The sequence below is a fragment of the Tardiphaga sp. GW821-FHT12E02 genome (assembly GCF_058807155.1).
This window is the reverse complement of record NZ_JBXAQK010000001.1, coordinates 1,820,756-1,847,495: the sequence shown is the minus strand read 5'-3', so window position 1 is coordinate 1,847,495 and position 26,740 is coordinate 1,820,756. Positions and strand designations below refer to the sequence as shown.

Annotated in this window: 28 protein-coding genes; 14 read left to right on the top strand and 14 right to left on the bottom strand. The window is 62.1% G+C overall.

What is annotated here, in order from left to right:
* Positions 1-29: 29 nt before the first annotated feature.
* Positions 30-608, top strand: coding sequence for a sigma-70 family RNA polymerase sigma factor (locus AC1RQ5_RS08730; RefSeq protein WP_398479737.1), 579 nt, complete (start codon positions 30-32; stop codon positions 606-608).
* The gene (locus AC1RQ5_RS08725; RefSeq protein ID WP_493198272.1) at positions 605-1,369 is read left to right on the top strand and encodes an anti-sigma factor; all 765 of its coding nucleotides are present in this window, start codon (positions 605-607) and stop codon (positions 1,367-1,369) included. The genes AC1RQ5_RS08730 and AC1RQ5_RS08725 overlap by 4 nt, the downstream gene beginning before the upstream one ends.
* A gap of 27 nt (positions 1,370-1,396) precedes the next feature.
* Here the strand turns inward: AC1RQ5_RS08725 and AC1RQ5_RS08720 are convergent, their stop codons facing one another.
* Both AC1RQ5_RS08720 and AC1RQ5_RS08715 read right to left on the bottom strand, forming a co-directional pair.
* Entirely contained in the window at positions 1,397-3,694 is a 2,298-nt protein-coding gene (locus tag AC1RQ5_RS08720; protein ID WP_493198270.1) for a TonB-dependent siderophore receptor, read from the bottom strand.
* A 222-nt stretch (positions 3,695-3,916) separates the two neighbouring features.
* The gene (locus tag AC1RQ5_RS08715; RefSeq protein WP_493198269.1) at positions 3,917-5,443 is read right to left on the bottom strand and encodes a hypothetical protein; all 1,527 of its coding nucleotides are present in this window, start codon (positions 5,441-5,443) and stop codon (positions 3,917-3,919) included.
* Positions 5,444-5,593: 150 nt separating this feature from the next.
* Here AC1RQ5_RS08715 and uvrB point away from each other — a divergent pair, with 150 nt between their 5' ends.
* Entirely contained in the window at positions 5,594-8,506 is a 2,913-nt protein-coding gene (gene uvrB / locus AC1RQ5_RS08710; RefSeq protein ID WP_493198268.1) for an excinuclease ABC subunit UvrB, read from the top strand.
* 120 nt (positions 8,507-8,626) lie between these two features.
* Here uvrB and AC1RQ5_RS08705 read toward each other — a convergent pair whose 3' ends face one another.
* A complete protein-coding gene (locus tag AC1RQ5_RS08705; protein ID WP_493198267.1) occupies positions 8,627-10,756 on the bottom strand; it encodes a response regulator in 2,130 nt (709 codons plus the stop codon).
* A 291-nt stretch (positions 10,757-11,047) separates the two neighbouring features.
* Between AC1RQ5_RS08705 and AC1RQ5_RS08700 the strand changes: the two genes are divergently transcribed.
* A complete protein-coding gene (locus AC1RQ5_RS08700; RefSeq protein WP_493198265.1) occupies positions 11,048-11,674 on the top strand; it encodes a hypothetical protein in 627 nt (208 codons plus the stop codon).
* A gap of 965 nt (positions 11,675-12,639) precedes the next feature.
* Complete coding sequence (locus AC1RQ5_RS08695) at positions 12,640-13,959, top strand: dicarboxylate/amino acid:cation symporter (protein ID WP_398476848.1); 1,320 nt, start codon at positions 12,640-12,642, stop codon at positions 13,957-13,959.
* A 128-nt stretch (positions 13,960-14,087) separates the two neighbouring features.
* Here AC1RQ5_RS08695 and AC1RQ5_RS08690 read toward each other — a convergent pair whose 3' ends face one another.
* On the bottom strand, positions 14,088-14,393 hold the full coding sequence (locus AC1RQ5_RS08690) for a (2Fe-2S) ferredoxin domain-containing protein (protein ID WP_493198263.1): 306 nt from the start codon (positions 14,391-14,393) through the stop codon (positions 14,088-14,090).
* A 34-nt stretch (positions 14,394-14,427) separates the two neighbouring features.
* Positions 14,428-14,607, bottom strand: a complete 180-nt coding sequence (locus AC1RQ5_RS08685; RefSeq protein WP_398476852.1) for a hypothetical protein — start codon at positions 14,605-14,607, stop codon at positions 14,428-14,430.
* Positions 14,608-14,758: 151 nt separating this feature from the next.
* Between AC1RQ5_RS08685 and AC1RQ5_RS08680 the strand changes: the two genes are divergently transcribed.
* The 4 genes from AC1RQ5_RS08680 (at position 14,759) to AC1RQ5_RS08665 (ending at position 17,256) form a co-directional block, all read left to right on the top strand.
* Entirely contained in the window at positions 14,759-15,034 is a 276-nt protein-coding gene (locus tag AC1RQ5_RS08680) for a hypothetical protein (RefSeq protein WP_398476854.1), read from the top strand.
* 174 nt (positions 15,035-15,208) lie between these two features.
* The gene (locus AC1RQ5_RS08675) at positions 15,209-15,640 is read left to right on the top strand and encodes a nuclear transport factor 2 family protein (RefSeq protein ID WP_493198261.1); all 432 of its coding nucleotides are present in this window, start codon (positions 15,209-15,211) and stop codon (positions 15,638-15,640) included.
* 156 nt (positions 15,641-15,796) lie between these two features.
* The gene (locus tag AC1RQ5_RS08670) at positions 15,797-16,648 is read left to right on the top strand and encodes a hypothetical protein (protein WP_493198260.1); all 852 of its coding nucleotides are present in this window, start codon (positions 15,797-15,799) and stop codon (positions 16,646-16,648) included.
* A 158-nt stretch (positions 16,649-16,806) separates the two neighbouring features.
* Positions 16,807-17,256, top strand: a complete 450-nt coding sequence (locus tag AC1RQ5_RS08665) for a hypothetical protein (protein ID WP_398476860.1) — start codon at positions 16,807-16,809, stop codon at positions 17,254-17,256.
* A 366-nt stretch (positions 17,257-17,622) separates the two neighbouring features.
* On the opposite strand, the gene AC1RQ5_RS08660 is transcribed toward AC1RQ5_RS08665, so the two are convergent.
* The 3 genes from AC1RQ5_RS08660 to AC1RQ5_RS08650 all read right to left on the bottom strand — a co-directional run bounded on the left by AC1RQ5_RS08660 (position 17,623) and on the right by AC1RQ5_RS08650 (position 18,859).
* The gene (locus tag AC1RQ5_RS08660; RefSeq protein WP_398476862.1) at positions 17,623-17,766 is read right to left on the bottom strand and encodes a hypothetical protein; all 144 of its coding nucleotides are present in this window, start codon (positions 17,764-17,766) and stop codon (positions 17,623-17,625) included.
* A 150-nt stretch (positions 17,767-17,916) separates the two neighbouring features.
* Positions 17,917-18,399 carry a MaoC family dehydratase gene (locus AC1RQ5_RS08655; RefSeq protein WP_493198259.1) on the bottom strand — a complete coding sequence of 161 codons (483 nt, stop codon included), beginning with the start codon at positions 18,397-18,399 and terminating at the stop codon, positions 17,917-17,919.
* A gap of 1 nt (position 18,400) precedes the next feature.
* Entirely contained in the window at positions 18,401-18,859 is a 459-nt protein-coding gene (locus AC1RQ5_RS08650; protein WP_493198258.1) for a MaoC family dehydratase, read from the bottom strand.
* 159 nt (positions 18,860-19,018) lie between these two features.
* Between AC1RQ5_RS08650 and AC1RQ5_RS08645 the strand changes: the two genes are divergently transcribed.
* The gene (locus tag AC1RQ5_RS08645; RefSeq protein ID WP_398476869.1) at positions 19,019-19,318 is read left to right on the top strand and encodes a DUF4282 domain-containing protein; all 300 of its coding nucleotides are present in this window, start codon (positions 19,019-19,021) and stop codon (positions 19,316-19,318) included.
* Between the two features lie 176 nt (positions 19,319-19,494).
* Here the strand turns inward: AC1RQ5_RS08645 and ychF are convergent, their stop codons facing one another.
* From ychF to AC1RQ5_RS08615, 6 genes are all read right to left on the bottom strand, one after another.
* On the bottom strand, positions 19,495-20,592 hold the full coding sequence (gene ychF, locus AC1RQ5_RS08640; RefSeq protein ID WP_493198256.1) for a redox-regulated ATPase YchF: 1,098 nt from the start codon (positions 20,590-20,592) through the stop codon (positions 19,495-19,497).
* A 9-nt stretch (positions 20,593-20,601) separates the two neighbouring features.
* Positions 20,602-21,225, bottom strand: coding sequence for an aminoacyl-tRNA hydrolase (gene pth / locus AC1RQ5_RS08635; protein WP_398476873.1), 624 nt, complete (start codon positions 21,223-21,225; stop codon positions 20,602-20,604).
* A 21-nt stretch (positions 21,226-21,246) separates the two neighbouring features.
* Entirely contained in the window at positions 21,247-21,954 is a 708-nt protein-coding gene (locus AC1RQ5_RS08630; protein WP_398476875.1) for a 50S ribosomal protein L25/general stress protein Ctc, read from the bottom strand.
* Between the two features lie 156 nt (positions 21,955-22,110).
* Positions 22,111-22,428 carry a BrnA antitoxin family protein gene (locus tag AC1RQ5_RS08625; protein WP_493198254.1) on the bottom strand — a complete coding sequence of 106 codons (318 nt, stop codon included), beginning with the start codon at positions 22,426-22,428 and terminating at the stop codon, positions 22,111-22,113.
* Positions 22,382-22,699, bottom strand: a complete 318-nt coding sequence (locus AC1RQ5_RS08620; RefSeq protein ID WP_493198252.1) for a BrnT family toxin — start codon at positions 22,697-22,699, stop codon at positions 22,382-22,384. The genes AC1RQ5_RS08625 and AC1RQ5_RS08620 overlap by 47 nt, the downstream gene beginning before the upstream one ends.
* Positions 22,700-22,740: 41 nt before the next feature.
* Complete coding sequence (locus AC1RQ5_RS08615; RefSeq protein ID WP_398476881.1) at positions 22,741-22,992, bottom strand: accessory factor UbiK family protein; 252 nt, start codon at positions 22,990-22,992, stop codon at positions 22,741-22,743.
* 175 nt (positions 22,993-23,167) lie between these two features.
* Between AC1RQ5_RS08615 and lgt the strand changes: the two genes are divergently transcribed.
* The 4 genes from lgt (at position 23,168) to AC1RQ5_RS08595 (ending at position 26,694) form a co-directional block, all read left to right on the top strand.
* Positions 23,168-24,013, top strand: a complete 846-nt coding sequence (gene lgt, locus AC1RQ5_RS08610; RefSeq protein ID WP_493198250.1) for a prolipoprotein diacylglyceryl transferase — start codon at positions 23,168-23,170, stop codon at positions 24,011-24,013.
* A gap of 2 nt (positions 24,014-24,015) precedes the next feature.
* Positions 24,016-25,131: a class I SAM-dependent methyltransferase gene (locus AC1RQ5_RS08605; RefSeq protein ID WP_493203360.1), complete on the top strand. Its 1,116-nt coding sequence runs from the start codon at positions 24,016-24,018 to the stop codon at positions 25,129-25,131.
* A complete protein-coding gene (gene pgeF / locus AC1RQ5_RS08600; RefSeq protein ID WP_493198248.1) occupies positions 25,128-25,898 on the top strand; it encodes a peptidoglycan editing factor PgeF in 771 nt (256 codons plus the stop codon). The genes AC1RQ5_RS08605 and pgeF overlap by 4 nt, the downstream gene beginning before the upstream one ends.
* Before the next feature lie 187 nt (positions 25,899-26,085).
* Entirely contained in the window at positions 26,086-26,694 is a 609-nt protein-coding gene (locus AC1RQ5_RS08595) for a hypothetical protein (protein ID WP_493198246.1), read from the top strand.
* Positions 26,695-26,740 lie beyond the last annotated feature (46 nt).

The window sequence follows — 26,740 nt, the reverse complement described above, 5'->3', positions numbered from 1 at the left end:
CGGTAGAGTGACTATGCAAGAGCATGAACATGACCGGGACTGCAGCCATCACCGAGGTGCCGCGCGACGAGGCGAACGATGCGTTCGCACGCGAAGCGCAGCTCGCCGCCGCGCTGGCGCGCTGCGCCGCAGGCGATCGGGCCGCCTTGCAGATGATCTATGCCAGCGAAGCGCCAAGGATGATCGGCGTCGCCCGGCGCATCCTGTTCCGGCAGGATCTGGCCGAAGAAGCCGTTCACGACGCCTTCGTGCGGATCTGGCGCAGCGCTGCCTCGTTCGATCCGCATCGCGGCGCGGCGCGCGGCTGGCTCTATGCGGTGGTGCGCAACCGCGCGCTCAGCATCCACCGCAACGAACATCGCTATGATGCCTCGGACGAAAGCGCCCTCGATATCGATTGCGAGGCGACCATGACGCAGATGCCGGAGACATCCGCATTGCGCAAATGCCTCGAACGCATCGACCGGCCGCGACGCGACGTCGTGGTGCTGGCCTATGCACATGGCATGAGCCATGGCGAACTCGCCGGGCGATTGAAGGTGCCACTCGGCACCGTGAAGAGCTGGGTGCGCCGCAGCCTGTTCTCCCTGCAGGAGTGCATGGGATGAGCATGCACGACGACACCGCGCGCCCCGACGACGATCTCGCTGCCGATTATGTGATGGGCCTGCTGGAAGGCGCCGAGCTCGCCACCGCCGAGCAGCGCATGACGACGGACATCGTCTTTGCCAAAGCCGTAAATGTCTGGCGCGAGCGCCTTTCCGATCTCGACGCAACAGCCGAGGCACTCGAACCAAGCTCGGACCTGTGGGGCCGCATCGCCGACTCCACCAAAGTGAAACCCGCCATCCCGCTGCCCGGCGCGCGTGCCGCGCTTGGTGGCGCCACGCTGTGGCACAATATCCGCTTCTGGCGCGGCGCCGGCATCGGCAGCGCCTTCGCCGCTTTGCTGCTCGCCGTGATCCTGATCGGCGCGCTCGGCACCTCGCGGCAGCTCCGCAACGAACTGATCGCGCTGGCGCAGAGCAAGCCCGTCTATGTCGCCGTGCTGGTCAATGACACGACCAAGGAGGCCGGCGCCATCGTCAATGCTTTCTCCAACGGCCGTGTCGAACTGATCCCGCTGCAGAACATCGAGGTCCCCGCCGGCCGCACGCTGCAGGTCTGGACCTTGTGGGATCGTGCGATCGGACCAAAGTCCATCGGGCTGACCGGCCAGTCGCGCACACTGCAACTCGACCTCGATACGCTTCCAGAGACAGTGGTGGACCAGCTGTTCGAGATCACCCTGGAGCCGGAAGGCGGCTCACCCATCGGCCGGCCGACGGGGCCGATCCTGTTCAAGGGCAATACCGCGCGGGCGCTTTAACCGCCTCTCTCTTGCCATCTGACGGTCCTACCAGCGATAGCTCAGCGTCGCCAGCAGCCGACGCCGCGAACCATAGGTGCACATCAGCTCGCCATCGCACTGGCTGACATAGGTCTTGTCGAACAGGTTGCTGACATTGAGCGCCAACCGAACGCCCTTGAGCTGCGGTGTCCGATAGCCGAAATCATAACCGATGCGGGCATCCACCAGCGTATAGGACGGTACCGGCACCACATTGGCCGTATCTGTCGTATTGCCATTGTAACGCACGCCGCCGCCGAGGCTGAGGCCCGCCAGCGCGCCGCCGTCGAACAGATAGTTCGTCCAGATCGCGGCCTGATGGGTCGGGATCGTGCTCAGCCGGAAGCCGACTTCGGCAGGATTTGCGCTCTGCGTGATATAGGGTTCGAGATAGGCATAGGATGCGATCAGATCGAGATTCTTCGCGATCTCCGTCTTCGCCTCGAATTCGGCACCGCGGACATTCACTTCGCCGATCTGCCGCTGCAGGAAACTGGTGTCCGTGGTCAGCCGGTTCTGCTGCGTGAGGTCGAACACGGCCGCGGTCAGCATCGTCTTGGTGCCAAAGGGCTGATATTTGATGCCGCCCTCGATCTGCTGGCCGGTGCTCGGCCGGAATGCGACACCGGTGACGCCGTCGATGCCGCTTTCCGGCTGGAACGAGGTCGAATAGCTCACATAGGGCGCGACGCCATTATCGAACAGATAGGTCAGCCCCGCGCGGCCGGTGAAAGCCGTATCATTCTGCGTGGTCCGGACCGGATCGGTGGTGCCATCGCCGCGATCGCGCATCTGCGACGTCGCGCTGTCGAACCGGCCGCCCAGCGTCAGCAGCCAGCCGCCAAGCCGGATGCGATCCTGCGCATAGATGCCGACCTGGTCCAGCGTCGAGGCGAAATTCTGCACGAACATGTCCGGCGTGCTGACCGGCAATCCATAGACCGGCGCGAACGGATTGAGCGGCAGCGTGTCGAAGCTCGCCTTGAATTTGTAGTCGATGTCCTCGCGCAGATAGTCGATGCCGACCGCCACGTCATGCTGCAGCGGTCCGGTGGTGAAATTCAGGGTCGCCCGGTTGTCGATCGCAAAGGTCGTGGTGTTGGACGCCACATCGATCGGCAGTCGCGTCAGGCTGCCATCCACATCGGGCGGAAAGCGGCCGGTGGCGGCCGCGCGAATGTGGCTTTCGGAACTGTTGAAACGCAGGTTCTGCGTCAGGGTCACGGTGTCGTTCAGGCGGTGCTCGACATGATAGCCGATCCAGCCCTGGTCGGAGCGGCGGCGATCGAAGCTCGGCTCGCCCGTGAAGAGATCGGTCGAGATCTTGCGACCGTTGATCGGCGTGATGGTGCCTTGCGCCGGCAGATAGTTGAAGAACGACCACACGCCCTCGTCATGCTTGTAGCCGCCACTGATCGTGAACTTGGTATCCATGCTCGGCCGCCAGGTGAGCGACGGCGCGACCCAGTAATACTCGTTATTGGTGAAATCGGTCTGCGCATCGGCGCGGCCGACCACGCCGGTGACGCGATACAGAAATTCCTTCTGCGCATCGATGGGACCGCCGAGATCGAACGCCCCCTGCACGCGGCCGAAATTGCCGCCCTGCAATTCGACTTCGCGGATCGGCTCCGTCGTCGGCTGCTTGCTCACCATATTGATGATGCCACCCGGCGAACCCGCGCCATACAGCCCCGACGCCGGTCCCTTCAGCACCTCGACGCGCTCCAGCATCCAGGGATCGACAACCGAGCTCGACAGGCCGTCGACCACGCCTTTCGGCAGTTTCAACCCGTCGAGATAGAGATCGGCGCGGAAACCACGGATCAGCGTGAACACGTCATAGACGCCCGACGCGCCATAGGGCTCGACGGTGACGCCCGGCGTATAGCGCAGTGCCTCGCTGACGCTGAGCGCACCCTGCGAGCGCATCTGGTCGGCGGTGACCACATTGACGGTCTGCGGAATCTCGATGATCGCCGCATTGGTCTTGCTGCCGGTCGCGCTACGGGTGGCGACATTGCCGGAGACCGGACCATCGGCGCGCTCGAGCATGGGCGCCGGTACCGCCGCGGGCGCAGGCGGCGTTGCCGGGCGACGATTTGCTGTGCTTTGCGGGCCTTGCGCATCGCGCGACCGAGGTCTCGCGGTCGTTGCAGCACGCCGCGGCGCTGGTGCATCCACTGTCACGCCAGGCAGCACCGTCCCGGGTGCTGTTTGCGCATGGCCGGCGGTGACGACAGCTGACGCGCCGATGGCGACCAATGCGGTCGTCGATAAAGCCCACACAAATTTCGATTGCATTCCAGACTCTCCCCAAGAACGAGAGAGAGTATCTGGACACCTGAAATGCCAGAAGCGGCCAGAGAGCTTGGTGAACTGGAATTAGTCCAGAATTAGCAACCGCGAATTATCTCCCGACAATCCTGCAACTTGGTTCGACACCGATATTTCGTCCGACAGTGATGCGCACATATCCTTCGCAGAAATGTCCGAGCGCAAATCCGACGCACCTTTGTTTCGTGTTCAGCCTCCGCCAACGCCTTTCACGAAGGACGCCGCGCGGCCGGCGATCGCCGTGGCCAGCGCGCGCTCCGAGAGCCCGCAAAACAGGCCAATCAATAGCGCCACCGAGCCGGCCAGCTTGAAGTGCTCCGGATGAGTCTTGAGGCCACCGATTTCGAGATTGATCGCGTTGTTCCAGAATAGCAGGCACGCGGCCATCGTCAGCACGGTGACGAATGCGATCCGCAGCGGAGGATCGAGTGCGTTTTCTTCGGCCATCACGAGATCATCGAACGCAAATTTGTCCCGACGTACCGAGAACGATGCCCACGTCCCGATGGCGGCTCCGCATGCTGCAAGCAAAAAGCTTTTGTGATCATAGCTCCACGGCCAGCTTTCGGCTCGCGACTGAAGAAAGACATAGTAGCCGATGAAGCATAGCGCCGCGGCACCTGCCCATAGACCCAGCCGGCGCACATACATGTTTTTGATGCGGCCGGCTTCAAGCGTGTAGAACTCATTCTGCAGTTCGGCCAAGGTCAGCTTCGCGAGCTCCGGAAATTCGAGTTCAAGGCCGATAACGGCGATGCCGTGAAGCTTCACGAGAAATTCGTTCATCAGCATGCGCGCGCGCCGCTCCGCCCCGCTGTCGGCACCGAAAGTCCGGGCACGCAATCCCGTCTGCGCGCGCTCGCGAAGACGTTCGCACACGGTGCGGATGACGGTATTGGTCTTGTGAATTTGGACGTAGAGTTCCTGCTTCTCCGCCGAAGGCTTGTCCTGTGGCGCCGCAAGACCACCGAACAGGCTGATATCCAGGGCCCGTTCCGTCGTCTCGTCGATCGGTTGATCGACATCCGGCGTCAGCCGGACATTGAACAGCAAGCGTGTAAGCCGGTCGCGACGCGCCTGATAGCGGCCGCGCAGGAGCATCACGCTTTCAGCCGCATCCTTTGCCAACAGCGGATTGCTCCAATAGGTGTCCACTTGGCGCCGCAAGGCGTCGGCACTCGACTTGCGCTGTATTTCCCTGGCGTTGATCACGTTCTGCGTGAACCCGCCATTGGGATCGAGACGCTTGTCCGCAGCGAACTCCTGCCCCGCGCGCTTGATACTATCGAAGAACGCAGCCTCATCCTGGGTGGGCTGATAGCCCGGAATGACGATGAGGTCGAAGTCACCCTCGAATCGCGGCACGGCAGGATCGGCTGATCCGAATTTGGGAACCGTCGCATCATAGGCGGTCGCAATCGCATCCAGACGTGATCCATCACCCGCGGAATTCATGCCGCTGACGAATTTCTCCGCGTCGGCTTCGAGCGCCGCCGCAGCGGCCCTGCGCGCATCAATGCGAACCGTCAGTGGCGGCTTTGGGTAGTTGGCCGCTCTGTCGGCACCGTCTTCCAGTGCAAGGCGATCGAGAAAGCCACGGACGCGCTGGACATATTGTCGTTCGGCGTCACTGGGCTCGTAGCCGTCATTCGGCTTCAGCTGAAAATCGCCATCGAAACGCAATGGCGGAGCCTTGGTGATCTGAAAATCGGCCATGACCAAAAATGTCGGGCTCATGTCGGCGAAAATGCCATCCCGACCTCCCTGAAAGACCCCAGTAAAGACGAAGGATAACTATCATTCAATCTAAAATTGCATCTTGATCTGACACTGGTCATGCCACCTCTGCCATCCCATATTCCGGCCATGGCGAAGAAACCCGACACTCCGAAAAAGCCCGCTAAATCAACGAAGACGCCCAAGGCGAAGCCGGGCGCCGGACGTCCCGAGGTCAAACCAATCGGACCGGCGCTGGCGGAACTGCTGAATCCCGCCATCAATCGCGGCGATGCCGGCATGGGCTCGGGCACCGGCCTGCAGCCGCCGCCGAGCAATTCCTTCGAGCGTCGTTCCGGCGGTGAGGCCGCGGTTCATCGCGCCCGCAAATCAACGCCGAAGAAATTCGAAGGCGATCAGGGCATGCGCCCGACGCCGCTGCAACCGTTCCCGCAGCCCGTGGTCGCGCCCTATGCGCCACGCCTGAGCGAGCAGAAGGGGTTGGAGGAGGCGCCGCAGGCCAATTACAACACCTCGGCCTCGATCCCGACGCTGGATCCGGAACTGGCCAAGCAGCTCGGCTTCACCACCGAGGAGGAAGACGCTGAAGCGCTGACGGCACGCCCGCCACGCAACAAGATGGAAGCGCTCGGCGTGCAGGCGACCGCCGATGCGCTGGAAGCGCTGGTGCGCGATGGCCGCCCGGAATTCAAGGACCAGAAAGTCTGGACGCCACACCGTCCGCCACGCCCGGAGAAATCCGAAGGCGGCGTGCGCTTCGAGCTGAAATCGCAATATGAGCCGAAGGGCGACCAGCCCACCGCCATCAAGGAACTGGTCGAGGGCATCGACCGCAACGACCGCACCCAGGTACTGCTCGGCGTCACCGGCTCCGGCAAGACCTACACCATGGCCAAGGTGATCGAGGCAACGCAACGCCCGGCGATCATCCTCGCGCCGAACAAGACGCTGGCCGCCCAGCTCTATGGCGAGTTCAAGAACTTCTTCCCTGACAACGCCGTCGAATATTTCGTCTCTTACTACGACTACTACCAGCCCGAAGCCTACGTCCCCCGCACCGACACCTATATCGAGAAGGATTCGTCGATCAACGAACAGATCGACCGCATGCGCCATTCGGCAACGCGCGCGCTGCTGGAGCGCGACGACGTCATCATCGTGGCCTCGGTGTCCTGCATCTATGGTATCGGCTCGGTCGAGACCTACACCGCCATGACCTTCGCGCTGAAGAAGGACGAGCGCATCGACCAGCGCCAGCTGATCGCCGACCTCGTCGCGCTCCAATACAAGCGCACCCAGCACGATTTTACGCGCGGCACCTTCCGGGTGCGCGGCGATGTCATCGACATTTTCCCGGCGCATTACGAAGACCGTGCCTGGCGCGTGAACCTGTTCGGCGACACCGTGGAGAGCATCGAGGAATTCGACCCGCTCACCGGCCACAAGCAGGACGAGCTGGAATTCGTGAAGATCTACGCGAATTCGCATTACGTGACGCCGCGCCCGACCCTGATCCAGGCGATGAAGTCGATCAAGGAAGAGCTGAAGTGGCGGCTCGACCAGCTCAACAATCAGGGCCGCCTGCTGGAAGCGCAGCGGCTCGAACAGCGCACCACCTTCGATCTCGAAATGATGGAAGCCACTGGCGCCTGCGCCGGCATCGAGAACTATTCGCGCTATCTCACCGGCCGCCGCCCCGGCGAGCCGCCGCCGACCCTGTTCGAATATGTGCCGGACAATGCGCTGGTCTTCGCCGACGAAAGCCACGTCACCGTGCCGCAGATCGGCGGCATGTTCAAAGGCGACTTCCGCCGCAAGGCAACGCTGGCGGAATACGGCTTCCGCCTGCCCTCCTGCATGGACAACCGCCCGCTCCGCTTCGAGGAGTGGGACATGATGCGCCCGCAGACCGTGGCCGTCTCGGCGACGCCGTCGGGCTGGGAGCTGCAGGAAAGCGGCGGCGTGTTTGCCGAGCAGGTCATCCGTCCCACCGGCCTGATCGATCCGCCCGTCAATATCCGTCCCGCGCGCACGCAGGTCGACGATCTCCTCGGCGAAGTCCGCGCCACCTCCGCGGCGGGCTATCGCTCGCTGATTACCGTGCTGACCAAACGCATGGCCGAAGACCTCACCGAATTCCTGCACGAACAGGGCATTCGCGTGCGCTACATGCACAGCGACATCGACACCATCGAGCGCATCGAGATCATCCGCGATCTCCGCCTCGGCGCGTTCGATGCGTTGGTCGGCATCAATCTGTTGCGCGAAGGCCTCGACATTCCCGAATGCGCGCTGGTCGCGATCCTCGACGCGGACAAGGAAGGTTTCCTGCGTTCGGAAACGTCACTGATCCAGACCATCGGCCGCGCCGCGCGCAACGTCGATGGCCGCGTCATTCTCTATGCCGACCAGATGACCGGCTCGATGCAGCGCGCCATTGCCGAGACCGATCGCCGCCGTGAGAAGCAGGTCGAATACAACACCGCTCATGGCATCACGCCGGAAAGCGTGAAGAAGTCGATCGGCGACATTCTCGGCTCGGTCTATGAAGGCGACCGCGTGCTAGTCGATATCGGCGGTGGTGGCATGGCCGATGATGCCATTGCCATCGGCCACAATTTCGAGGCGGTGCTGGCCGATCTCGAAGTGCGCATGCGCGAGGCTGCGGCCGACCTGAACTTCGAGGAAGCCGCGCGCCTGCGCGACGAGGTGAAGCGTCTGCGCGCCACCGAGCTCGCTGTCGTGGACGATCCCACCATCAAGCAGCGTGGCGTCGCCGCACGCGGCGGTGCTTACAAGGGCGAGAAGAAATACGGCAGCGCCGCCAATCTGCCGGCCCAGCTCGACAAGGCCGCCCAGGGCAAGGCGCGCGGCAAGTTCAGCAGCAAGGCGCGCAAGCCGACGCTGGATGAAATGGGTCCGGGCATGGAGAGCAAGATCTTCCAGCCGAAGAACTCGCGGGAGTCGGGACCGGAATTCGGGCCATCGCCGCGATCGACGGCTGGCGCGCCGGGGCAACGGGGCGGGTGGAAGAAGAAGTAGTTTGTCATCCCCGCGAAGGCGGGGATCCATACACGCTGTCGAGATAGTTGAAATAGGCTCTGCCGTTTCGATTGCATCGTCGGAGGCTATGGGTCCCCGCCTTCGCGGGGACGACAGCATCTACCGCCGCATCGCCACCACATTGCTCGCGCCCGCTTCCACACCCAGCAGCCGTTTCACCTTCGCGGCGAACTCCGCGTGATCGAACGGCTTCTGCGCAATCCGATCCTCGCCGACCTCACGCAGCGCCGTAAGATCCGCATAGCCGGTCACGAACAGCACCGGGAGCTCGGGAAAATCCTTCGCGATCTCGCGCGCCACTTCCGCGCCGTTCATCCCCGGCATCGCAAAGTCCAGCACCACCAGATCGAATGCCGCCTCGGAGCGCGCGAGCAGATCGAGCCCGGCGCCGCCGCTGCCGGCGTCCTCGACGCTGCAGCCCATCTGCTGCAGCAGTGAGACCGTGATCTCGCGCACCGCGCTGTCGTCGTCGATGACCAGCACGCGCGTCGAGCCCGGCACCAGGTCCAGCATCGCGCCATCATCGACAGCCAGCGCCGGCGAGGCGTCGATGACGCGCGGCAGATAGACTTTCACCACCGTGCCCTCGCCGACCCGCGTCTCGATCCGCACGCCGCCGCCGGACTGCTTTGCAAATCCGTACACCTGCGCGAGGCCGAGTCCGGAGCCCTTGCCGACTTCCTTGGTGGTGAAGAACGGCTCGAATGCCCGCGCCAGCACCGCTTCGGACATGCCGCTGCCGGTATCGGCCACCGACACCACGACGTAATCGCCGGCCGCCGGCTCCTCCGGCCGCTGCGGCGGGCCGACGGTGGCATTGGCCGTCTCGATCGCCAGCGCGCCGCCGACCTGCATCGCGTCGCGCGCATTGATGGCGAGGTTGAGGATCACGAGTTCGAGCTGGGTCTGGTCCACCAGCGCCGACCACAATTGCGGATGCAGCACCAGTTCGATGCCGACACTGCCGCCCATGGAGGATCGCAACAGATCCTGCATGCTCGACACGGTGTCGTTAAGATCGATCGGCTTCGCCTCCAGCCGCTGCCGGCGCGAGAAGGCGAGCAGTTGCGCGGTCAGCTTGGCGCCGCGCTCGGCCGCCTGCTTCATATTGGCGACGCGGCGGCCGAATTTCGGATCGGCGGTCTGGCCGGCGTCGCGCTGCAGGAATTCGAGATTGCCGAGAATCACCGTGAGCAGATTGTTGAAATCATGCGCCACGCCCGAGGTGAGCTGGCCCACGGCTTCCAGCCGCTGCATCTGCCGCAGCGTCGTCTCCATCCGCTCGCGCTCGTCGATCTGGCGCTGCAATTCGGTGGTGCGCTCCGCCACGCGGCTTTCCAGCGAGGCATTGAGCTCGCGCAGATCGTCCTGGGCCATGCGCAGCTCGTTGATATCGGTGCAGGTGCCATACCAGCGCGTGATCACGCCGTGATCGTCGCGCACCGGCCAGGCGCGGCCGAGCACCCAGCGATATTCGCCGCTCCAGTGCCGCAGCCGGTACTCGATCTCATAGACATCGCCGGTCGCAAGACTGTGGCGCCAGCGCGCCCAGGCGCGCTCCTGATCCTCGGCATGGAACATGCCGTTCCAGGCTTCGCCATCGGTCGAGCCCGATGGCATGCCCGTGTAGTCGTACCAGCGCTTGTTGTAGTAGTCGTGGAAACCATCCGGCCGCGTCGACCAGATCATCTGGTCGATGCTGTCGGCGATGCCCTCGAAGCGGCGCTCGCTGACCGTGAGCGCGTCGAGCAGCTTTGCGCTCTCGAAGGCGATGGCGGCGGCGCGCGCCAGGGTCTCCAGCCGTTCGATGGTCGCCGGCTGCGGCGTCAGCGTTTCCGCCCAATAGGCGCCGATCACCGCCGTCACCTCGGGCGATCCTACCGGCGTCATCAGCATGCTGCGCACGAATGTCGGCCGATAGGCATCATGCGGCACGCGATCATCGACATAGATGTCGGGGATCATCGCCGCCTGCCGGTTCAGCATCACCCAGCCGGACACGCAGGTGGCCATGGGAAAGCGCTGCCCGGTCCACAATGGCCCCGTGGCATCCTCGGCGGCGTAGTGACAGAGATCGCCATCGCGCAGGATCACGCAGATGCCATCGGCCCCGGCGATATCGCGGGCATAGCGGCGCAGCACGTCGACCACGGCGTCGATGCTGCGCGCTCCCGCCAGCGCCTCGATGCCTTCGAGCAATTGCGCGCGCGCGATATGGTCGATGTCCATGATGTCCTTTGCAGCGATCGGCTCGCAGCCGGTGCAGTCACGTTACGCTACCGGCAACAGGCTGGCTACACGACAGGACACAGGAACCCGCAGTTCCATTCACGGACACGCGACGACCACGGCGGGCGGCGGCTGAACCCGCAACGCCCGCCGCGGCGCTCGCTGATCCCCATGCGCAGCGAAACCGCGTCACGCGCGACACTGCCCGAAACCAGTGCGCGTCGCTGTTCGGAATTGAACATAAACGCCCAGTTCCGCGACAGATGCAGATACCAATCTTGGGGAACCCTGATGTCGCTTCGCCTGCTCGCTTTGCCCGCGCTCCTGCTCGCCACCACCGCTGCACATGCCCAGCAATCCGCACCGCTCTCCAGCGCCGCGCCGCTCACCCTCGCCTGCAGCGGCCCCTTCGCAAAAGATTCCTCGCACGCCAAACTGCAGCAGGCCTTTGGCGCGCCGAATGTTGCGATCCAGAAAGTTGACGGCGCCGAGGGCGAGACGTTCGAAGCCAGCGTGCTCTATCGCGCGGATCCGTCGCGCCGTCTCGAAGTGACATGGATCGACGACAAGAAGCGCAGCGGTCTCTCCTCCGCGAGCGCGAAGAAGCCCTCGACCTGGACCGGCCCCGAAGGCATCCGCATCGGCATGACGCTGGACGAGGTCGCTAAACTCAACGGCCAGCCGTTCAGGCTGAACGGATTCGAATGGGACTATGGCGGCTATGTCGTCGATCTCAAAGGCAAGCTCGCCAGCCTCCCCGGCGGCTGCGGCCTGATGCTCCGCTTCTCGCCCGGCATGGCGCTGGACGCGAAGAAACATGCGGGACTGATCGGCGAGAAGAAGTTGTCGTCATCGGACGCGAAGCTGCTGGCCGTGAAGCCGGTGCTGGTGAGTTGGAGCATCGGTTACGCCGAGTAGTCGATGGCTCTCACACGGTCGTCATTGCGAGAAGCGCAGCGACGAAGCCATGCAGACAGTCGCGCGATATTAAGACTTGATCGCCTGCGTGCACGGCAGTGACAGGCGCTTGACATAATTCCTAACGGATAATATACCTCTTCCCGTCCTGTTCACGAGGGGCGCTTCTCGAGGGCGTCTTGAGCGGTGGGGCAGGATACGGAGCCCGCGGCCTGCCTCGCAAGCAGGACTCGGGAGGCCGGGGGTCACCGTCCGCCCCCATTACGAGGGGCTGCCGATAGTTCGGCTGAGACGGCACAGGCGAACGGCGGAGAAATCCGTCGGGATCAGCGAAACCGAAACCTGCTACGGCAGGGAGTAAGGGACGCGCCGGTGCATAAAAAGAATGGTCCTCCAGCCAAAAGTCCCGTGATGGCGCGCCGAGAGGCGTTGCGATGGGCGGAGGCTGACGTTTCAGCCCGAGCACATCGCATGGACTACCCAAATTGCGCTTCTTGGCGCGTCATTCCCCTCACCTGTCGAGGGGGAAACCAGGGACCTCCACCTCGCGCCGCGGACGCGACAAGGACGGCGCGTGCGCGCAAGAAATTTCCAGGACGTGGCTGTTTGACATGGTCGATCGGCAAACGCCGGCCCGTAGGATGGGTTGAGCGCAGCGAAAACCCATCGGCCGTCGCCTGCGGGTTGCTCCGCCGATGGGTTATCGCTTCGGCGCTGCGCAGCTGCGCTCAACCCATCCTACAGGTTCGGACACGCCTTGCCTGACAAACTCACATTTGCGGCACCGCGACACCTGCACAGTTGGCTCCCGCATGCGCATCGCACATGGCGGGGCTGCGCCTGATTTTTATCATAGGCCTGTACAAGCTGCGATGTTCCGTCGCAGTTAAACCGGATAGTGTTGCAGGCAGCGGGCCGCACGCACGCGCCTGACATCAAGCGCCTCTAGTGGGATGGAAACGACGATGCCCAAAAAACCCTGGTACAAGATCCTCTATATCCAGGTGATCATCGCCATCATCATCGGCGTGGCGCTCGGTTACTTCTATCCCAATGCCGGCAAGGCGCTGAAGCCGCTCGGCGATGGCTTCATTGCGCTCATCAAGATGATGATCGCACCGGCGATCTTCTGCACCGTGGTGCATGGCATCGCCTCCATCGGCGATATGAGCAAGGTCGGCCGCATCGGCGGCAAGACACTGCTCTATTTCGAAGTGGTGTCGTCGGTGGCGCTGCTGATCGGCCTCTTGGTCGGTCATTTCCTGCAGCCCGGCGCGGGCTTCAATATCGATCCCGCCACGCTCGATGCGAAGTCGGTCGCAAGCTATGTGACGCGCGCCAAGGAAGAGAGCTTTGTCAGCCATCTGATGGCAATCATCCCGACCTCCTATTTCGACTCGCTGGCCAAGGGCGATCTGCTGCAGGTGCTGCTGGTGGCGATCCTGTCGGGCTTTGCGATCTCTCATATGGGCAAGCCCGGCGAAGCCATTGCGCATGGCATCGACCTCGCCGGAAAAATGTTCTTCCGCATCATCGGCATGATCGTGCAGCTGGCGCCGATCGGCGCGTTCGGTGCGATGGCCTTCACCATCGGCTCGTTCGGCCTCGGTGCGCTGGTCAATCTCGGCTATCTCATCGTCACCTTCTATGCGGCATCGCTGCTGTTCGTGCTGCTGGTGCTGGGCGGCATCGCGCGCGCCTTCGGCTTCTCGATCCTGCGCTTCATCGCCTATATCAAGGATGAATTGCTGATCGTGCTCGGCACCTCATCGTCGGAGACCGTGCTGCCACGCATGATCACCAAGATGGAAGCGCTCGGTGCATCGAAGCCCGTGGTCGGCCTGGTGATCCCGACCGGCTACAGCTTCAATCTCGACGGCACCAATATCTATATGACGCTGGCCATCCTGTTCCTGGCGCAGGCGACCAATACGGATCTCTCCTATGGCCAGATGGCCGCGATCCTCGGCGTCGCCATGCTCACCTCGAAAGGCGCTTCGGGCGTGACGGGTGCGGGCTTCGTGACGCTGGCGGCCACGCTGTCGATCATTCCCGATATCCCGATCACGTCGCTCGCGATCATCGTCGGCATCGACAAGTTCATGAGCGAATGCCGCGCACTGACCAACTTGATCGGCAATGGTGTCGCCACCATCGTGATCAGCCGCTGGGAGGGCGAACTCGATGCCCACAAGCTGCACGAGGCGATGGCGCATCCGATTTCGTTCGGCGAGGAAATGGAGCATGTGCCGCTGGATGAAGAGCCGGTGAAGCCGGCGGCATGAACTCATGTCGTCCCCGCGAAGGCGGGGACCCATACACGCTGTCGATCTAATCGCACTCACCTATCAGTGCCACCGTTTCAAATACATCGACGGTGGTTCTGGGTCCCCGCCTTCGCGGGAACGACAAATCAATCCGGCATCAGCGTTTCAATCGCCTCGCCGCTTGCCTCGGCCTCCGATAGCAACAGATACTTCCCGTCCTGCAGTGTCGCCGCACTTGCAACGACCACCGCCCGCTTCGGGCAGATGCCGAGACAGCTCGTCATCACCACGCGCGGCGGCTTCACATCCTGGTTCCGGCTGCGGGTTTTCGAATCCGACTTCAGCGCCTTGCGCAGCTTCTTGCCGTCATCGATGCGGCCGAGGCATTTCTTGCAGACGAGGATCGGCGGCGCACGGCGCAATCTTGCGGAAATGACGGGTTTGGGAGCCATCACGTCTATATAGACGCCCGGCTCCCGATTGCGATCACCCGGAGCGGCGGTTGGACGTATTTTGCACGAGATTGCCGTGCGCGGCCTGTTCGCGGATATTGTGCTTCTCGTCGTCGCGATGGCCCTTGGTGTCGTCGAGTTGCACCTTCGGCACGTTCCACGGCCCCTTGTCGCTGCGGTTCTCTGGCGGCACCGGCTGGATGTGTTTGGTCATCAGACCCTCCGTTCGTGAACGCGGAATCAACGCTGCGCGATGAGCCACGTTCCGACATTTGGCTCCCGTGATCGCCACCGCCAAAAAGCGATGAACCTTTGAACCTTCAGTCGCGTTGATTTGACGCAATTTGAGTGGTCGGGGAATTTGCATGAAAGTTGTCTTGTTGATCCTGCTGGGCCTGGTCCTCGGACTGCTCGGCGGCGGCGCGCTTGGGATCGGTGCCGGTGTCGCCTGGGTCGAATTCTTCAAGACCACGAATTTCGAAGGCTATAGCGCCATGCTGGTGTTCTTCACCTTCATGCCGATCGGCGCCTTGCTCGGCGCGGTCGCCGGGGCCATCTTGTTCGGTATCGCTGCATCCCGTCCCGTGGAGCTCAGCGTCGAACATCTCCAGAATCGGGAGCGGGATACCCTCCCCCGCTAGGGCCGCCAGCAATTGGCGCGATTGATGAGTCAATCAGCATTTGTGCATTGCAAAAATATTCATTGCAATGCACGCGAAATTATATTACTTTAAGCTTCAATTGATTACACGACTTTGCCGGGCCCATTTTGCTGCCCGGGCTTTTGAGTTTCAGCCATCCAGGATCCATATCAAATGACAGAGCATTGCCTCTGGCGTTTGTCGCGCGCGTTGCACCGCGCGATCAACGATCAGCATTTCGACGATCTCGCCGCCATGATTGACGACAATATCGAGTGGGCCGTGTTCGGTCCGATCGACATGTTTCCATTTCTCGGCGCTCGGCACGGCAAGGCTGCCGTTCTCGAGGTCTGCAGGCAGATCGCGCAGAATGTGCGCGTGCATCGCTATGAGCGCGAGAACGTGTTGCTGAGCGAGGATTCCGGCTCGGCGATGATGCGCTTCTCGCTGACGGCGCTCGACACCAATCGGCCGATCAGCCTGCGTCTCGCACAATTCGCGCAATTCCGCGGCGGTCGGCTGACAAGCATGCGCGTTGTCGTCGATACGTTCGATCTGGTCGAGCAGGCATTGGGCCGCGCAATCCATCTGCCGAAGATCGCGTGATCGTCATTTGCGGCTGATTGCTGCAATGCCATAATTTTGCCAGTCGCGACGGTATGATCTGCGGACCAACGCGATCTGCTGGGCATGGGCATGATGGCTGCGATGACGGTTCCTTTTTTTCGACTTTGCTTCGCTGCGACGGTTTGCGCAGGCGTCTTGGCGTCGCCGGCTACCGCGCAAAATCCGTGGGCCGGCATCAATGATGTCGAAACCCACGATCTCGCGCCGCCGCCTGGCGAGATCGAACCGGTCGATACGTCGCCGATGGCGCAGAAAAATCCGGCGGAACCCGACTGGAGTTCGCTCGGCGCCAATGACTCGCCAACAGCAAAAGGCTCGCTGCGCGAACGCAAATCCTCGCTGATCGTCGGCAAGCAAAGCTCGTCCTGGACGGCCAATGACAGCAACGGCGCGTCCGCCGTCTCGGTCAAGCAATCGGTGCTGCCATTCTGGGATACGCGCATCGGCGCCGACATGACTGTCGCGCGGCAAAGCGGGCCGACCAGCATGCAGGATTCCTACCGCAACCAGTTCGGCGATGGCACGCAGGCAACATCGAACGGCACCGCATGGGCAGCAATGACAGCGCCCGGTGTCGGTTCGATCTGGGACAAGACCGCCATCGAAGCGCGCGTCGATCCGTATTCGGACCAGACCAAGTTCGGCACCTCGATCAGCAAGTCGGTGCCGCTCGCCGGCAATCAATATTCGCTGACGCTGCAGAGTGGCTACAACGTCATCCAGCAGGGCAGCATTCCGATGGTCGGCTATAACGGCCGTCCGACGCGCAGCTATGAGACGGATCAGCTGGCGCGCTTCAACATCTCGGAAACCGGCACCAGTTTCCTTGCCGGCCAGACGCTGGCGACGACCGACGACAAATGGCTGCGCAAGTTCGGCGCCGAGCAGAAGCTGTTCGGCGGTATCAATGTCACCGGCTCGCTCAGCGAGACAACGACCGGCGTGACGAACAAGAGTCTTACCGCGGGCTTTAAGCACAGCTGGTAGCTTAAGTTTGCGTACACTTTATCCGCGAATTTCAGGCAAAGAACGACCACTCGCCGCATATTGGCCGCTATCCTGTCAGAATCGACTGCGCAGATGACAATGTTGTTACGCCGTGCGGGGGACAGTCCGCGCGTCATGCGTCGATCAGGAGAAAACCTATGAACGCGACTCGCCCCGAGCAGACTGAGACCGCCGCCACCGCCGAAGACAGCAACCTCGCTGCCGTCTCCGAAGTCGAAGCCGGGATCCGCGACTTCGTCCGCAATGACATTGCCTATCTGCGTCGTCCCGGCGCGAATGGCGCGACGGCCGAAACGCCTGCTGCCACCACCGATGCAGCGGCTCCGCTCGATTCCTCGACCGAGGCGACCGTGAACAGCGTCAATTCGCTGATCCAGCGCGTCGCCGGCACCTCGCTGGCCGAGATCGAGAAGCTGATCGGTGAGCTGGAAAGCCTGCGCGATCTGCTTCATGCCGAAGGCCAGCGCGTCCAGCGCGAGATCTCGGGCTACGCGCAGCTGAGCCAGGCGGCCATGAAATCAACCCGCCTGATTGCCGACAATGTCGCGCAGTGGAAGCGCGCCGCGGACAACCTCCGCCACGACTGATCGGTAATTAGCTAGTGATTTCAAACGCCGCCCTGGCCCAGGGCGGCGTTTTTCATTGAAATTTCAGATTCTTCGACAAAATTTCAATTGAACTTTAACGACCTGTCCCTGACCAAGGATACAGGCAGAAAAAACTGTCTGGGGTCTGGGGAGACATCCGTGCAAACGATTCGTCCGAGTACCGCCGCGCCGATTCCGGCACGCGCGTCAGCGCCCAAAATGGGCACCATCATCGTCCGATTTTCAGGTTTGCTGTTGGTAGCGGTAGCCCTGATGGCCTTCGCCTGGAGCCGCTGATTTTCACGGCCGATCGCTCGGCGATCTCGTCTGCCGCTCGCGCATCTGGCGCGAGGGCCTCGTAAGCAATTACTCGCTAACGGCCACGCTGTTATCCAGCGTATAGGCGCCGTCGGCATATCCCTTCACAACCATGCAGGTCCCGAACATCACCGCAAGCGTGATGCTCGCAAAGATGAACCCGACAAATTTCAATCCGGCGCGATCAGCCATTGTAGTCCCCAGTGATCTCTCGTCTTAGGCGGTCTCGCTCGCGCGAGCCTGAGATGCCTAAGCATTCGTTGAGCGTGAGTCGCACATCACGCTCACAAAGTTCAAAACACATTAACGTTGGGTCGGTTCCACCGACAAAATTGGATTGGGTTAATTGCGGTCGCTGCGCTGTGGCAGAAATACCGAGCCGAGGAAAGAGTAGACCTCCTCGCCCCGCTGATTGACCGCAATATTCTTGGATTGAACGATACCCCAACCAGGCTTCGATGCTGTAGCGCGCGCCGAGACGACTTCACTGGAATAGGTCAATGTATCGCCGGCGAGAACCGGTTTGAGCCAGCGCAGATCGCGGAAACCGGGCGAAGGTCCGCCTGTTCCAAATTCCTCGCCCCGCGCTTCGGCCTCCTGACGCGCACGATCGCCCGCAGCAACGAGCAGCTTCATGCAGACCGATGCAACATGCCAGCCGGATGCCGCAAGACCGCCGAAGATGGAATTGCGGCCGGCTTCTTCATCGAGATGGAACGGCTGTGGATCGAATTCGCGCGCGAAGGTTTTGATATTCTCGGCCGTAAAGGTGAAGGTGCCGAGCTCGCGGCGGAGGCCGACTTTCATGTCGTCGAGAAAAGGCATGTCACACCTGCTCCGCAGTCGCGCGGCGACCGATCATGATCGGCACGGTCATGTCGGACACCGTCTGTCCCTTCGCGTTGCGCGTGCTGCAGCGAAAGGTCACGACGCCCATCGATGGACGCGACTGCGAGGCGCGTGCTTCCAGCACCTCGACATCGAGCGTCAGCTCGTCGCCGGGCCGAAACGGCATCAGCCACTTCATCTCAGTGACCCCCGGCGATCCCAAAGACGTGGTCTTATGCAGGAAGCCGTCATAGATCATGCGCATCATCAGCGAGCATATATGCCAGCCTGAACCTGCGAGCCCTTTCAGCATCGAGGCCTTGGCGGCCTCTTCATCGAGATGCATGGGCTGCGGATCGTATTCTTTGGCATAGGCGATGATTTCATCGCGGCTGATCAGGCGCGGCCCGAAACTGCCGAAATGGCCCGGCTGAAAGTCTTCGAATGTCAGGGTCATGTTGGGGAATGCCGTCAAAGGAGCCTGATTGTGGCCGTTATTTGCGGCAATCTCAACCCGGTCGCTTGCATGGCTTGCCCGTCACTGACGGGAAGGGGAACAGGCTCTGGACGCCAGCGACATTGAACGTCACGTTGACTGCCGGGGGAGATTTTCCAAATGTTCGAATTCCGCGACCTGTTCCAGTGGGACCGCTTCATCACGCCCACCATCATCAAGACCTTCTATTGGCTGGTGATTGCCCTGATCATCCTGTTCGGGATTTCCGGCATCTTTTCGGGGCTTGCGACGATGGCGATCAGCCCGTTCGGCGGCTTCATCATCCTGCTGTCGAGCCTCGCCAGCGTGGTGGTCGGCATCATCGCGGCGCGCATCAGCGCGGAGTTCGTGCTGATCGTATTCCGGATCAACGAGCACCTGGGCGCGATCCGCGATCAGGGCGAGCAGCGGGGCTTGTAGTAGCGGCGGCGATGAAACCCTTGTTTCGTGCCGCGCGCCCAATCCCTCATGGTGAGGAGCGCGCATCTTGCGCGCGTCTCGAACCATGAGATGGCGGAGCTCCGAGCCAGGCCAACTCATGGTCGAGACGGCGCTTCGCGCCTCCTCACCATGAGGGCGGAGTGTAAGGCAAGAGCTTACGTATTGAACCGGAAGTGCAGCACGTCGCCATCATTGACGACATATTCCTTGCCTTCCAGCCGCAGCTTGCCGCCATCGCGGGCGCCGGCTTCGCCATTCAGCCTGACATAGTCGTCATAGGCGATGGTTTCGGCGCGGATGAAGCCCTTTTCGAAATCGGTGTGAATGACCGCTGCAGCCTGCGGCGCCTTGGTGCCCTTGGTGATGGTCCAGGCGCGCGCTTCCTTCGGGCCCACCGTGAAATAGGTGATGAGTTGCAAGAGCGTGTAGCCGGCGCGGATCAGGCGATCGAGGCCGGCTTCTTCGAGACCGAGGGTCTCGAGGAATTCGGTGCGCTCGGCACGTGACAGGGTCGCGATTTCGGATTCGATCTTGGCCGAGATGGCGACCGCAACAGCACCTTCCTTCGCGGCGTGTTCGGCCACGCGCTTGGAATACTCGTTGCCCTCACCGGCCGAACCTTCCTCGACATTGCAGACATAGAGGACGGGCTTCGACGTCAGCAGGCCAAGCATGCTGAATGCGCGTTCTTCCTCAGGCTTGCGCTCCAGGAAGCGGGTCGGCTTGCCGTCGCGCAGCAGCACCAATGCGCGCTGCACGAGCTCAAGCTGCTCCTTGGCGTCCTTGTCGTTGCCCTTGGCCTTCTTGGTCAGGTTGTCGATGCGCTTTTCGCAGGAATCGAGGTCGGCGAGCATCAGCTCGGTCTCGATGATCTCGATATCGGCGAGCGGATCGATCTTGCCTTCCACATGGGTGATGTCGTCATCGACGAAGCAGCGCACCACATGGGCGACGGCATCCACTTCGCGGATGGTGGCGAGGAACTGGTTGCCGAGGCCTTCGCCCTTCGACGCGCCTTTCACGAGGCCGGCGATGTCCACGAAGGTCAGGCGGGTCGGGATAATCTGCTGCGACTTGCCGATCTCGGACAGCTTGTCGAGCCGTTTGTCCGGCACCGCGACTTCACCGACATTCGGCTCGATGGTGCAGAACGGATAGTTCGCCGCCTGCGCGGCAGCGGTTTCGGTGAGCGCATTGAACAGCGTCGATTTGCCGACATTCGGCAGCCCGACGATCCCGCATTTGAATCCCATGACCCTGTCCTAATTCTTCGACGGCTTCTCAGCGGAGCCGTTGTCGTCCTTCGACGTGAAACCCTTGGCCTGCATCGTCAGATGCACCTTGTTCTGGAACGACGAGTCGTTGCCGCCGATGAGCAGTCCGACATGGTCGGACACCGCATCGTTGAACGCATCAAGCTGCGCGCGTTCCGCCTTGGCGAAATCGCCCAGCACGTGATTATGCACCAGCTCCTTGGCACCGGGATGTCCGATGCCGAGACGAACACGGCGATAGTCGTTGCCGACATGGGCGGAGATCGAGCGCAGGCCGTTATGCCCGGCAATGCCGCCGCCGACCTTCACGCGCACTTTGGCGAAAGGCAGTTCGAGTTCGTCGTGAAACGCGGCGATGTCGCCGAGTGAAATCTTGAAGAACGAGGCTGCCTCCTGCACGGAGCGACCGGATTCGTTCATGAAGGTCATGGGCTTCAGCAGAATGACGCGCTCGCCAGCGAGCGTGCCTTCCGATGTCTCGCCCTGAAAGCGACGGCGCCACGGTGCAAAACCGTGACGCCGCGCGATCTCGTCGAGAACCATGAACCCGATATTGTGCCGGTTGCCCTGGTATTTCGCACCAGGGTTTCCGAGGCCAACAAAGAGGCGCATGACGCGGTCTCCCGCGCTGGCTTACTTCTTCTTCGCCGGAGCGGCGGCCGGAGCCTTGGCACCAGCAGCCGGAGCCTTGGCACCTGCGGCGGGAGCCTTGCCACCAGCGGCCGGAGCAGCAGCGGCAGGCGCTGCACCAGCAGCCGGAGCTTCTTCACCGTAGCCCGACGGCGGCACGATGGTGACCAGCGTGAGGTCGGCATCGCGCGCCAGCGTCTTCACGCCCTTCGGCAGCTTGATGTCGGTGATGTGCAGCGACGAACCGATATCGAGGGTCGAGACGTCAACTTCCAGAAACTGCGGAATGCTGTCGGCTTCGGCTTCGAGTTCGATCGTGTGAGCGACGATGTTGATCGTGCCGCCGCGCTTCACGCCCGGCGCGGTTTCAGCGCCGTTCACGTGCAGCGGGACATTGACGCGGATGGTCGCGCCTTCGCCGAGACGGAAGAAATCCACGTGGATCGGGAAATCCTTGACCGGATCGAGGTGATAGTCGCGCGGAATCACGCGGTGCTTCTGGCCATCGAGATCGATGTTGAAAATGGTGGTCAGGAAGCGGCCGGCCTGAATGCGCAGACGCAGTTCCTTGTCGTCCACCGAGATCGCCAGCGGGGGCTTGTTGTCACCATAGATCACAGCCGGGATACGGCCGGCGCGTCGCTCTGCCCGTGCGGCCCCCTTGCCGCTCACCGGACGTGCGGTCGCCTTGAATTCCTTCACGGTCGCCATTGTCTAAGTCCTTGTTTTTGAAAAATTAAAGGCCGCTAGGCGGCCTCATTGGTCACGCTGCAGCAAGCCTCCAGGGGTGCGGGGGCTGCGGACGTGCCGGGCTTGTAGCGCCAAAGGGCCGAAATGACAAGGAAATGTCAGGCAAAAAGGCCGGGATCAGGCGGTCTTGCGCTTGGGGCGGAGCTTGCGGGCTTTGCGGAGATCGTCGTTGATTTTGGTCTGCCAACCGGTTCCGAGGGCCTTGTAGGACGCTACTACGTCGGGATCGAGGCGAATGGTGACGGTGGATTTCTTCAGGAGTTCATCAAGCGGAGGGCGGCCGGGACGAATGATCCTGTCACCCTCTCGGATTTCAGCACGCTGCCACATTTCCTCGGTCCATTCCGGACCATCATCCGGATCGACCCAAGGCTCGGATGTCGAAGCCTCAGATTTCGCCGAAGCGCTTGCTGAACTTCTTGATTTCCCGCCCATGGCAAAACCTCATCGAAATGATGTGATGACCAGTGGGACGCGGTGTCCAGATCACCACCGCCATCCGGTTTCCTAGCCAACCAATTGTCGAATACCGCTTTTCACCGTAGTCAAATCTATCGTCACGGACGGTCCGGTGGTTGCCAGTAAACACCTTCTCCGCATCGACCGCGAAATCAATCCCTCGCTCCCGGAGCGTTTTCAGGCGCTTTTGCGGGTCGAGGGTGACCTTCACAGCTATAAACGTAAATACATAAATGACTTCCGTCAAGCATTAGCGTATTTACATAAATTATCGACTTGAGGCGCCGATTAGCCGCCGAGCTTGGCCTCCAGCGCCGCGATCCGCGCCTTCAGCGTCTCGTTCTCTTCCCGGGCAAGACGGGCCATATCCTTCACCGCCTCGAATTCCTCGCGCTTCACCAGATCCAGATCGCGGAGAATCTTCTCGGCCTGGGTGCGGACAACCGTATCCACCTCGCGCTTGACGCCCTGGGCGGCACCGGCGGCTTCGTTCATCAAGCGGCCGATCTCGTCGAATAACCGATTGTTGGTCTGGGTCATGGCAAGAACTCCGGTCGGATAAACTCAAGAGCCGCAGGGCGGCGCGGCAAACAATGGCGATCCCGCGCATTTACTTCAAGCCTCGCTTGGCTTCCACAGTCACAAACGCGAATATCCCTTAATTCGTCATGGCCTTGTGCTTTACTGCCGTGATCGGGAGCCGTAAGCCCACGCCATGCCATTCCTCGCGATCCAATTTCCAAACTTCGATCCCGTTGCCGTTGCGATCGGCCCGATCGTCATTCGCTGGTATGCGCTGGCCTATATCGCCGGCATCGTGCTGGGCTGGGTCTATGCCCGCGCGCTGATCAAGCGCGAAAAGCTCTGGGGCGGCCCGGCGCCGGTCTCGCTGATCCAGTTCGACGATTTCATTCTCTGGGTGACGCTCGGCATCATCATCGGCGGACGCACCGGCGAAGTCCTGTTCTGGAATTTCCCGTATTACGCCGCACACCCGCTGGAAATCTTCCAGCTCTGGAATGGCGGCATGTCCTTTCATGGCGGCTATCTCGGCTGCGTCGTCGCCGTCATGGCCTTCGCCTGGTCGCAGCGCATCTCGATCCTGTCGCTCGGCGACCTCACTTGCGCAGTCGCGCCGATCGGCATTTTTCTTGGCCGCGTCGCCAATTTCATCAATGGCGAGCTCTGGGGCCGCGTCACCGACAACAGCGTGCCATGGGCCGTCATCTTCCCGCATGCCGGTCCGCAACCGCGGCATCCGAGCCAGCTTTATGAAGCCGGCCTCGAAGGCCTTTTGCTGTTCGTCGTCCTCGCGGTAATGGTCCGCATGAATGCGCTGAAACGCCCGGGCCTGATCCTCGGTGCCTTCACCATCGTCTATGGCTGCGCGCGAATTGTCGGCGAACTGTTCCGCGAACCCGACGCACCGACCGGTTTCGTCATTGGCCAGGTCACCATGGGGCAGTTGCTGTCGGTGCCGATGATCGTCGTTGGCCTCGTGCTGATCGTGCGCGCCTCGCGCCTGCCGGACCGCACTGAACTCACTCCGGGTAAGGCATGACCGTGACCGACACTTCGCCCCTGCTCGACGAGATCAAGCGCCTGATCCGCGCCACCGGCCCGATGCCGGTGTGGCGTTATATGGAATTGTGTCTGACGCATCCGCGCCATGGCTACTACATCGCGCGCGATCCGCTCGGCCGTGAGGGCGACTTTACAACGTCGCCGGAAGTCAGCCAGATGTTCGGCGAATTGCTCGGCCTGTGGGCAGCCTCGGTCTGGCGCGAGATGGACTCGCCATCGGAATTGCACCTGATCGAACTCGGCCCCGGCCGTGGCACCATGATGTCCGATGCCCTGCGCGCCATACGCGTGCTGCCGGATCTGTATCAGGCGCTCCATGTGCATCTGGTCGAAATCAATCCGGTGCTGCGCGAGAAGCAAAAGGCCTCGCTGCCGGCGCTGCGGAATCTCACCTGGCATGACAGCCTCGCCACCGTGCCGGACGGCCCGAGCGTGATCTTCGCCAATGAATATTTCGACGTGCTGCCGATCCATCAGGCCATCAAGCGCGACGGCGGCTGGCATGAGCGCACCGTCGATATCGGCGCGGACAATCAACTCATCTTCGGCGCTTCCGCCGAGCCGATCCCGCGGTTCGAATTGCTCCTACCACCTCTGGTGCGCGCAGCGCCGACGGGCGCGATCTTCGAATGGCGGCCGGACAGCGAGATGATGACCATCGCCAGCCGATTGCGCGACCATGGCGGCGCGGCCGTCATCATCGATTACGGCCATGTGCGCAGCGATGCCGGCGATACATTCCAGGCCGTCGCAAAACACAGCTACACCGATCCACTGAAGAATCCGGGCCATGCGGATATCACCGCGCATGTAGACTTCCAGGCGCTGGCCCGCGCAGCCGAGGATGTCGGCGCGCGCGTTCACGGACCAGTCACGCAAGGCGAATTCCTCAAACGCCTCGGCATCGAGACGCGCGCGCTCACGCTGATGGCCAAGGCCACGCCGCAAGTGTCAGACACCGTATCGAGCGCATTGAAGCGCCTGATCGATAGCGGCCGCGGCGGCATGGGCTCGATGTTCAAGGTGATCGGCATTTCCGATCCCAAAATCGAAACGCTGGTGGCACTCAGCGATACGCCGGAGATGCCTTCATGAAGACCTTCACCTCCCCTGCTCTCGCTGCGCTTCCCGAGCTGCGCCATGCCTTTTTCACCCGCGATGGCGGAGTTTCCAAAGGCATCTATGCCGGCCTCAATGGCGGACTTGGCTCTGATGACAACCCAGCCGATGTTGCCGAGAATCGTCGGCGCATGGCCGAGGCCATCGGGGTCGATATCGATCATTTCCTGACGGTGCATCAGATCCATTCGCCCGACGTTGCGGTCGCAACCACGCCATGGACTGTCGAGACGCGCCCGCGCGCCGATGCGATGGTAACGGCGACACCCGGCATCGCGCTTGGCGTCACGACGGCAGACTGCGGCCCGATCCTGTTTGCCGATCCCAAAGCACGGGTGATCGGCGCAGCACATGCCGGCTGGAAGGGCGCCTTCACCGGCGTGCTCGAAAACACCATTACCGAGATGGAAAAGCTCGGCGCCACCAAACCCGACATCACCGTTGCCATCGGCCCGCTGATCCGCCAGCCGAGCTATGAAGTCGGCGCCGAGTTCGTCACCCGCTTCGTCGATGCTGATCCGGATTTCGCGCGCTTCTTCATCCCGTCGGCGCAAGAGCATCATTCGATGTTCGATCTCGCCGGCTTCATCCGCATGAGGCTTGAACGCGCCGGCATCACGGCGGTCAACGACACGGGAATCGACACCTATCCGAACGAACAACTGTTCTCGTATCGCCGGACTGTCCATCGCAAGGAAGGCGACTACGGCCGCCAGATCCACGCCATCGTGCTCGGCGATTAACCATAGCCGCCATTCTACCGCTGGCGTAACCCTCTAAAATTTAAGGCAAATTGCAAGAAACGCGGCATCGGTGCATGCACCTTGGTAAGATCTGCGGCGCGCCCGCCCTAGACCTTAACGCATTTTAACGATATCGCTCCTGTGTCCGGCAGCCGACGCGCTGCCGCCTCACGTCGGACGCTCTCGCATGCGATTTCCTGCCGTTCCTGCCTCGCGATCGAAGCTGCTGCCGGCAGTTCTGCTGCTCGGTGTCGTGCTCGGCCTCGGGGGCTGCGTCAGCAATTCCGGCGGCGGCCCGATGAACGCCCAGGCCAGCATGTCGCCCGCCAGCGGCCCGACCGTCGCCTTCGAATCCATCGACGGTCCGCCGCCGCAGGTGTTCGAGCGCATGGTCAACGTCCTCGACAGCGAAGCCAAGCTGCGCAGCCTGGCCATCGTCTCGCGCAAGGACAGCGCCGCCTTCCGGATCCGCAGTTATCTGTCGGCACAGGTCCGCGGGCACAACACCTCCATTGCCTGGGTCTGGGACGTCTATGACCGCGACCAGAACCGCGCCTTCCGCCTCAGCGGTGAAGAAGCCACCGGCAAAGGCGGCAGCCGCGACGCCTGGGGCACGGCGGACGACCTCGCTTTGCGCCGAATCGCACAGGCGGGCCTCACCGGCCTCAGCGGTATGATCAACGGCACAGCGCCCGGAGAAAGCGCGCCTGAGCCAGCTCCTGTGCAACGCGGTCCAGCCATGGCCAGCACCGATGAGTTGCCGTCGCAGGCCACTGCCTTCGCGGACGTGCGCTGATTTTAGCGCGCGTTAAGCAGCGACCCGATTTTGCGCAGGAAAACCG

Bases quoted from the DNA above. Each gene is read 5' to 3' on its own strand.
- AC1RQ5_RS08730 (WP_398479737.1), top strand. From the start codon at position 30: ATGACCGGGACTGCAGCCATCACCGAGGTGCCGCGCGACGAGGCGAAC.
- AC1RQ5_RS08725 (WP_493198272.1), top strand. From the start codon at position 605: ATGAGCATGCACGACGACACCGCGCGCCCCGACGACGATCTCGCTGCC.
- AC1RQ5_RS08720 (WP_493198270.1), bottom strand. From the start codon at position 3,694: ATGCAATCGAAATTTGTGTGGGCTTTATCGACGACCGCATTGGTCGCC.
- AC1RQ5_RS08715 (WP_493198269.1), bottom strand. From the start codon at position 5,443: ATGGCCGATTTTCAGATCACCAAGGCTCCGCCATTGCGTTTCGATGGC.
- uvrB (WP_493198268.1), top strand. From the start codon at position 5,594: ATGGCGAAGAAACCCGACACTCCGAAAAAGCCCGCTAAATCAACGAAG.
- AC1RQ5_RS08705 (WP_493198267.1), bottom strand. From the start codon at position 10,756: ATGGACATCGACCATATCGCGCGCGCGCAATTGCTCGAAGGCATCGAG.
- AC1RQ5_RS08700 (WP_493198265.1), top strand. From the start codon at position 11,048: ATGTCGCTTCGCCTGCTCGCTTTGCCCGCGCTCCTGCTCGCCACCACC.
- AC1RQ5_RS08695 (WP_398476848.1), top strand. From the start codon at position 12,640: ATGCCCAAAAAACCCTGGTACAAGATCCTCTATATCCAGGTGATCATC.
- AC1RQ5_RS08690 (WP_493198263.1), bottom strand. From the start codon at position 14,393: ATGGCTCCCAAACCCGTCATTTCCGCAAGATTGCGCCGTGCGCCGCCG.
- AC1RQ5_RS08685 (WP_398476852.1), bottom strand. From the start codon at position 14,607: ATGACCAAACACATCCAGCCGGTGCCGCCAGAGAACCGCAGCGACAAG.
- AC1RQ5_RS08680 (WP_398476854.1), top strand. From the start codon at position 14,759: ATGAAAGTTGTCTTGTTGATCCTGCTGGGCCTGGTCCTCGGACTGCTC.
- AC1RQ5_RS08675 (WP_493198261.1), top strand. From the start codon at position 15,209: ATGACAGAGCATTGCCTCTGGCGTTTGTCGCGCGCGTTGCACCGCGCG.
- AC1RQ5_RS08665 (WP_398476860.1), top strand. From the start codon at position 16,807: ATGAACGCGACTCGCCCCGAGCAGACTGAGACCGCCGCCACCGCCGAA.
- AC1RQ5_RS08660 (WP_398476862.1), bottom strand. From the start codon at position 17,766: ATGGCTGATCGCGCCGGATTGAAATTTGTCGGGTTCATCTTTGCGAGC.
- AC1RQ5_RS08655 (WP_493198259.1), bottom strand. From the start codon at position 18,399: ATGCCTTTTCTCGACGACATGAAAGTCGGCCTCCGCCGCGAGCTCGGC.
- AC1RQ5_RS08650 (WP_493198258.1), bottom strand. From the start codon at position 18,859: ATGACCCTGACATTCGAAGACTTTCAGCCGGGCCATTTCGGCAGTTTC.
- AC1RQ5_RS08645 (WP_398476869.1), top strand. From the start codon at position 19,019: ATGTTCGAATTCCGCGACCTGTTCCAGTGGGACCGCTTCATCACGCCC.
- ychF (WP_493198256.1), bottom strand. From the start codon at position 20,592: ATGGGATTCAAATGCGGGATCGTCGGGCTGCCGAATGTCGGCAAATCG.
- pth (WP_398476873.1), bottom strand. From the start codon at position 21,225: ATGCGCCTCTTTGTTGGCCTCGGAAACCCTGGTGCGAAATACCAGGGC.
- AC1RQ5_RS08630 (WP_398476875.1), bottom strand. From the start codon at position 21,954: ATGGCGACCGTGAAGGAATTCAAGGCGACCGCACGTCCGGTGAGCGGC.
- AC1RQ5_RS08625 (WP_493198254.1), bottom strand. From the start codon at position 22,428: ATGGGCGGGAAATCAAGAAGTTCAGCAAGCGCTTCGGCGAAATCTGAG.
- AC1RQ5_RS08615 (WP_398476881.1), bottom strand. From the start codon at position 22,992: ATGACCCAGACCAACAATCGGTTATTCGACGAGATCGGCCGCTTGATG.
- lgt (WP_493198250.1), top strand. From the start codon at position 23,168: ATGCCATTCCTCGCGATCCAATTTCCAAACTTCGATCCCGTTGCCGTT.
- pgeF (WP_493198248.1), top strand. From the start codon at position 25,128: ATGAAGACCTTCACCTCCCCTGCTCTCGCTGCGCTTCCCGAGCTGCGC.
- AC1RQ5_RS08595 (WP_493198246.1), top strand. From the start codon at position 26,086: ATGCGATTTCCTGCCGTTCCTGCCTCGCGATCGAAGCTGCTGCCGGCA.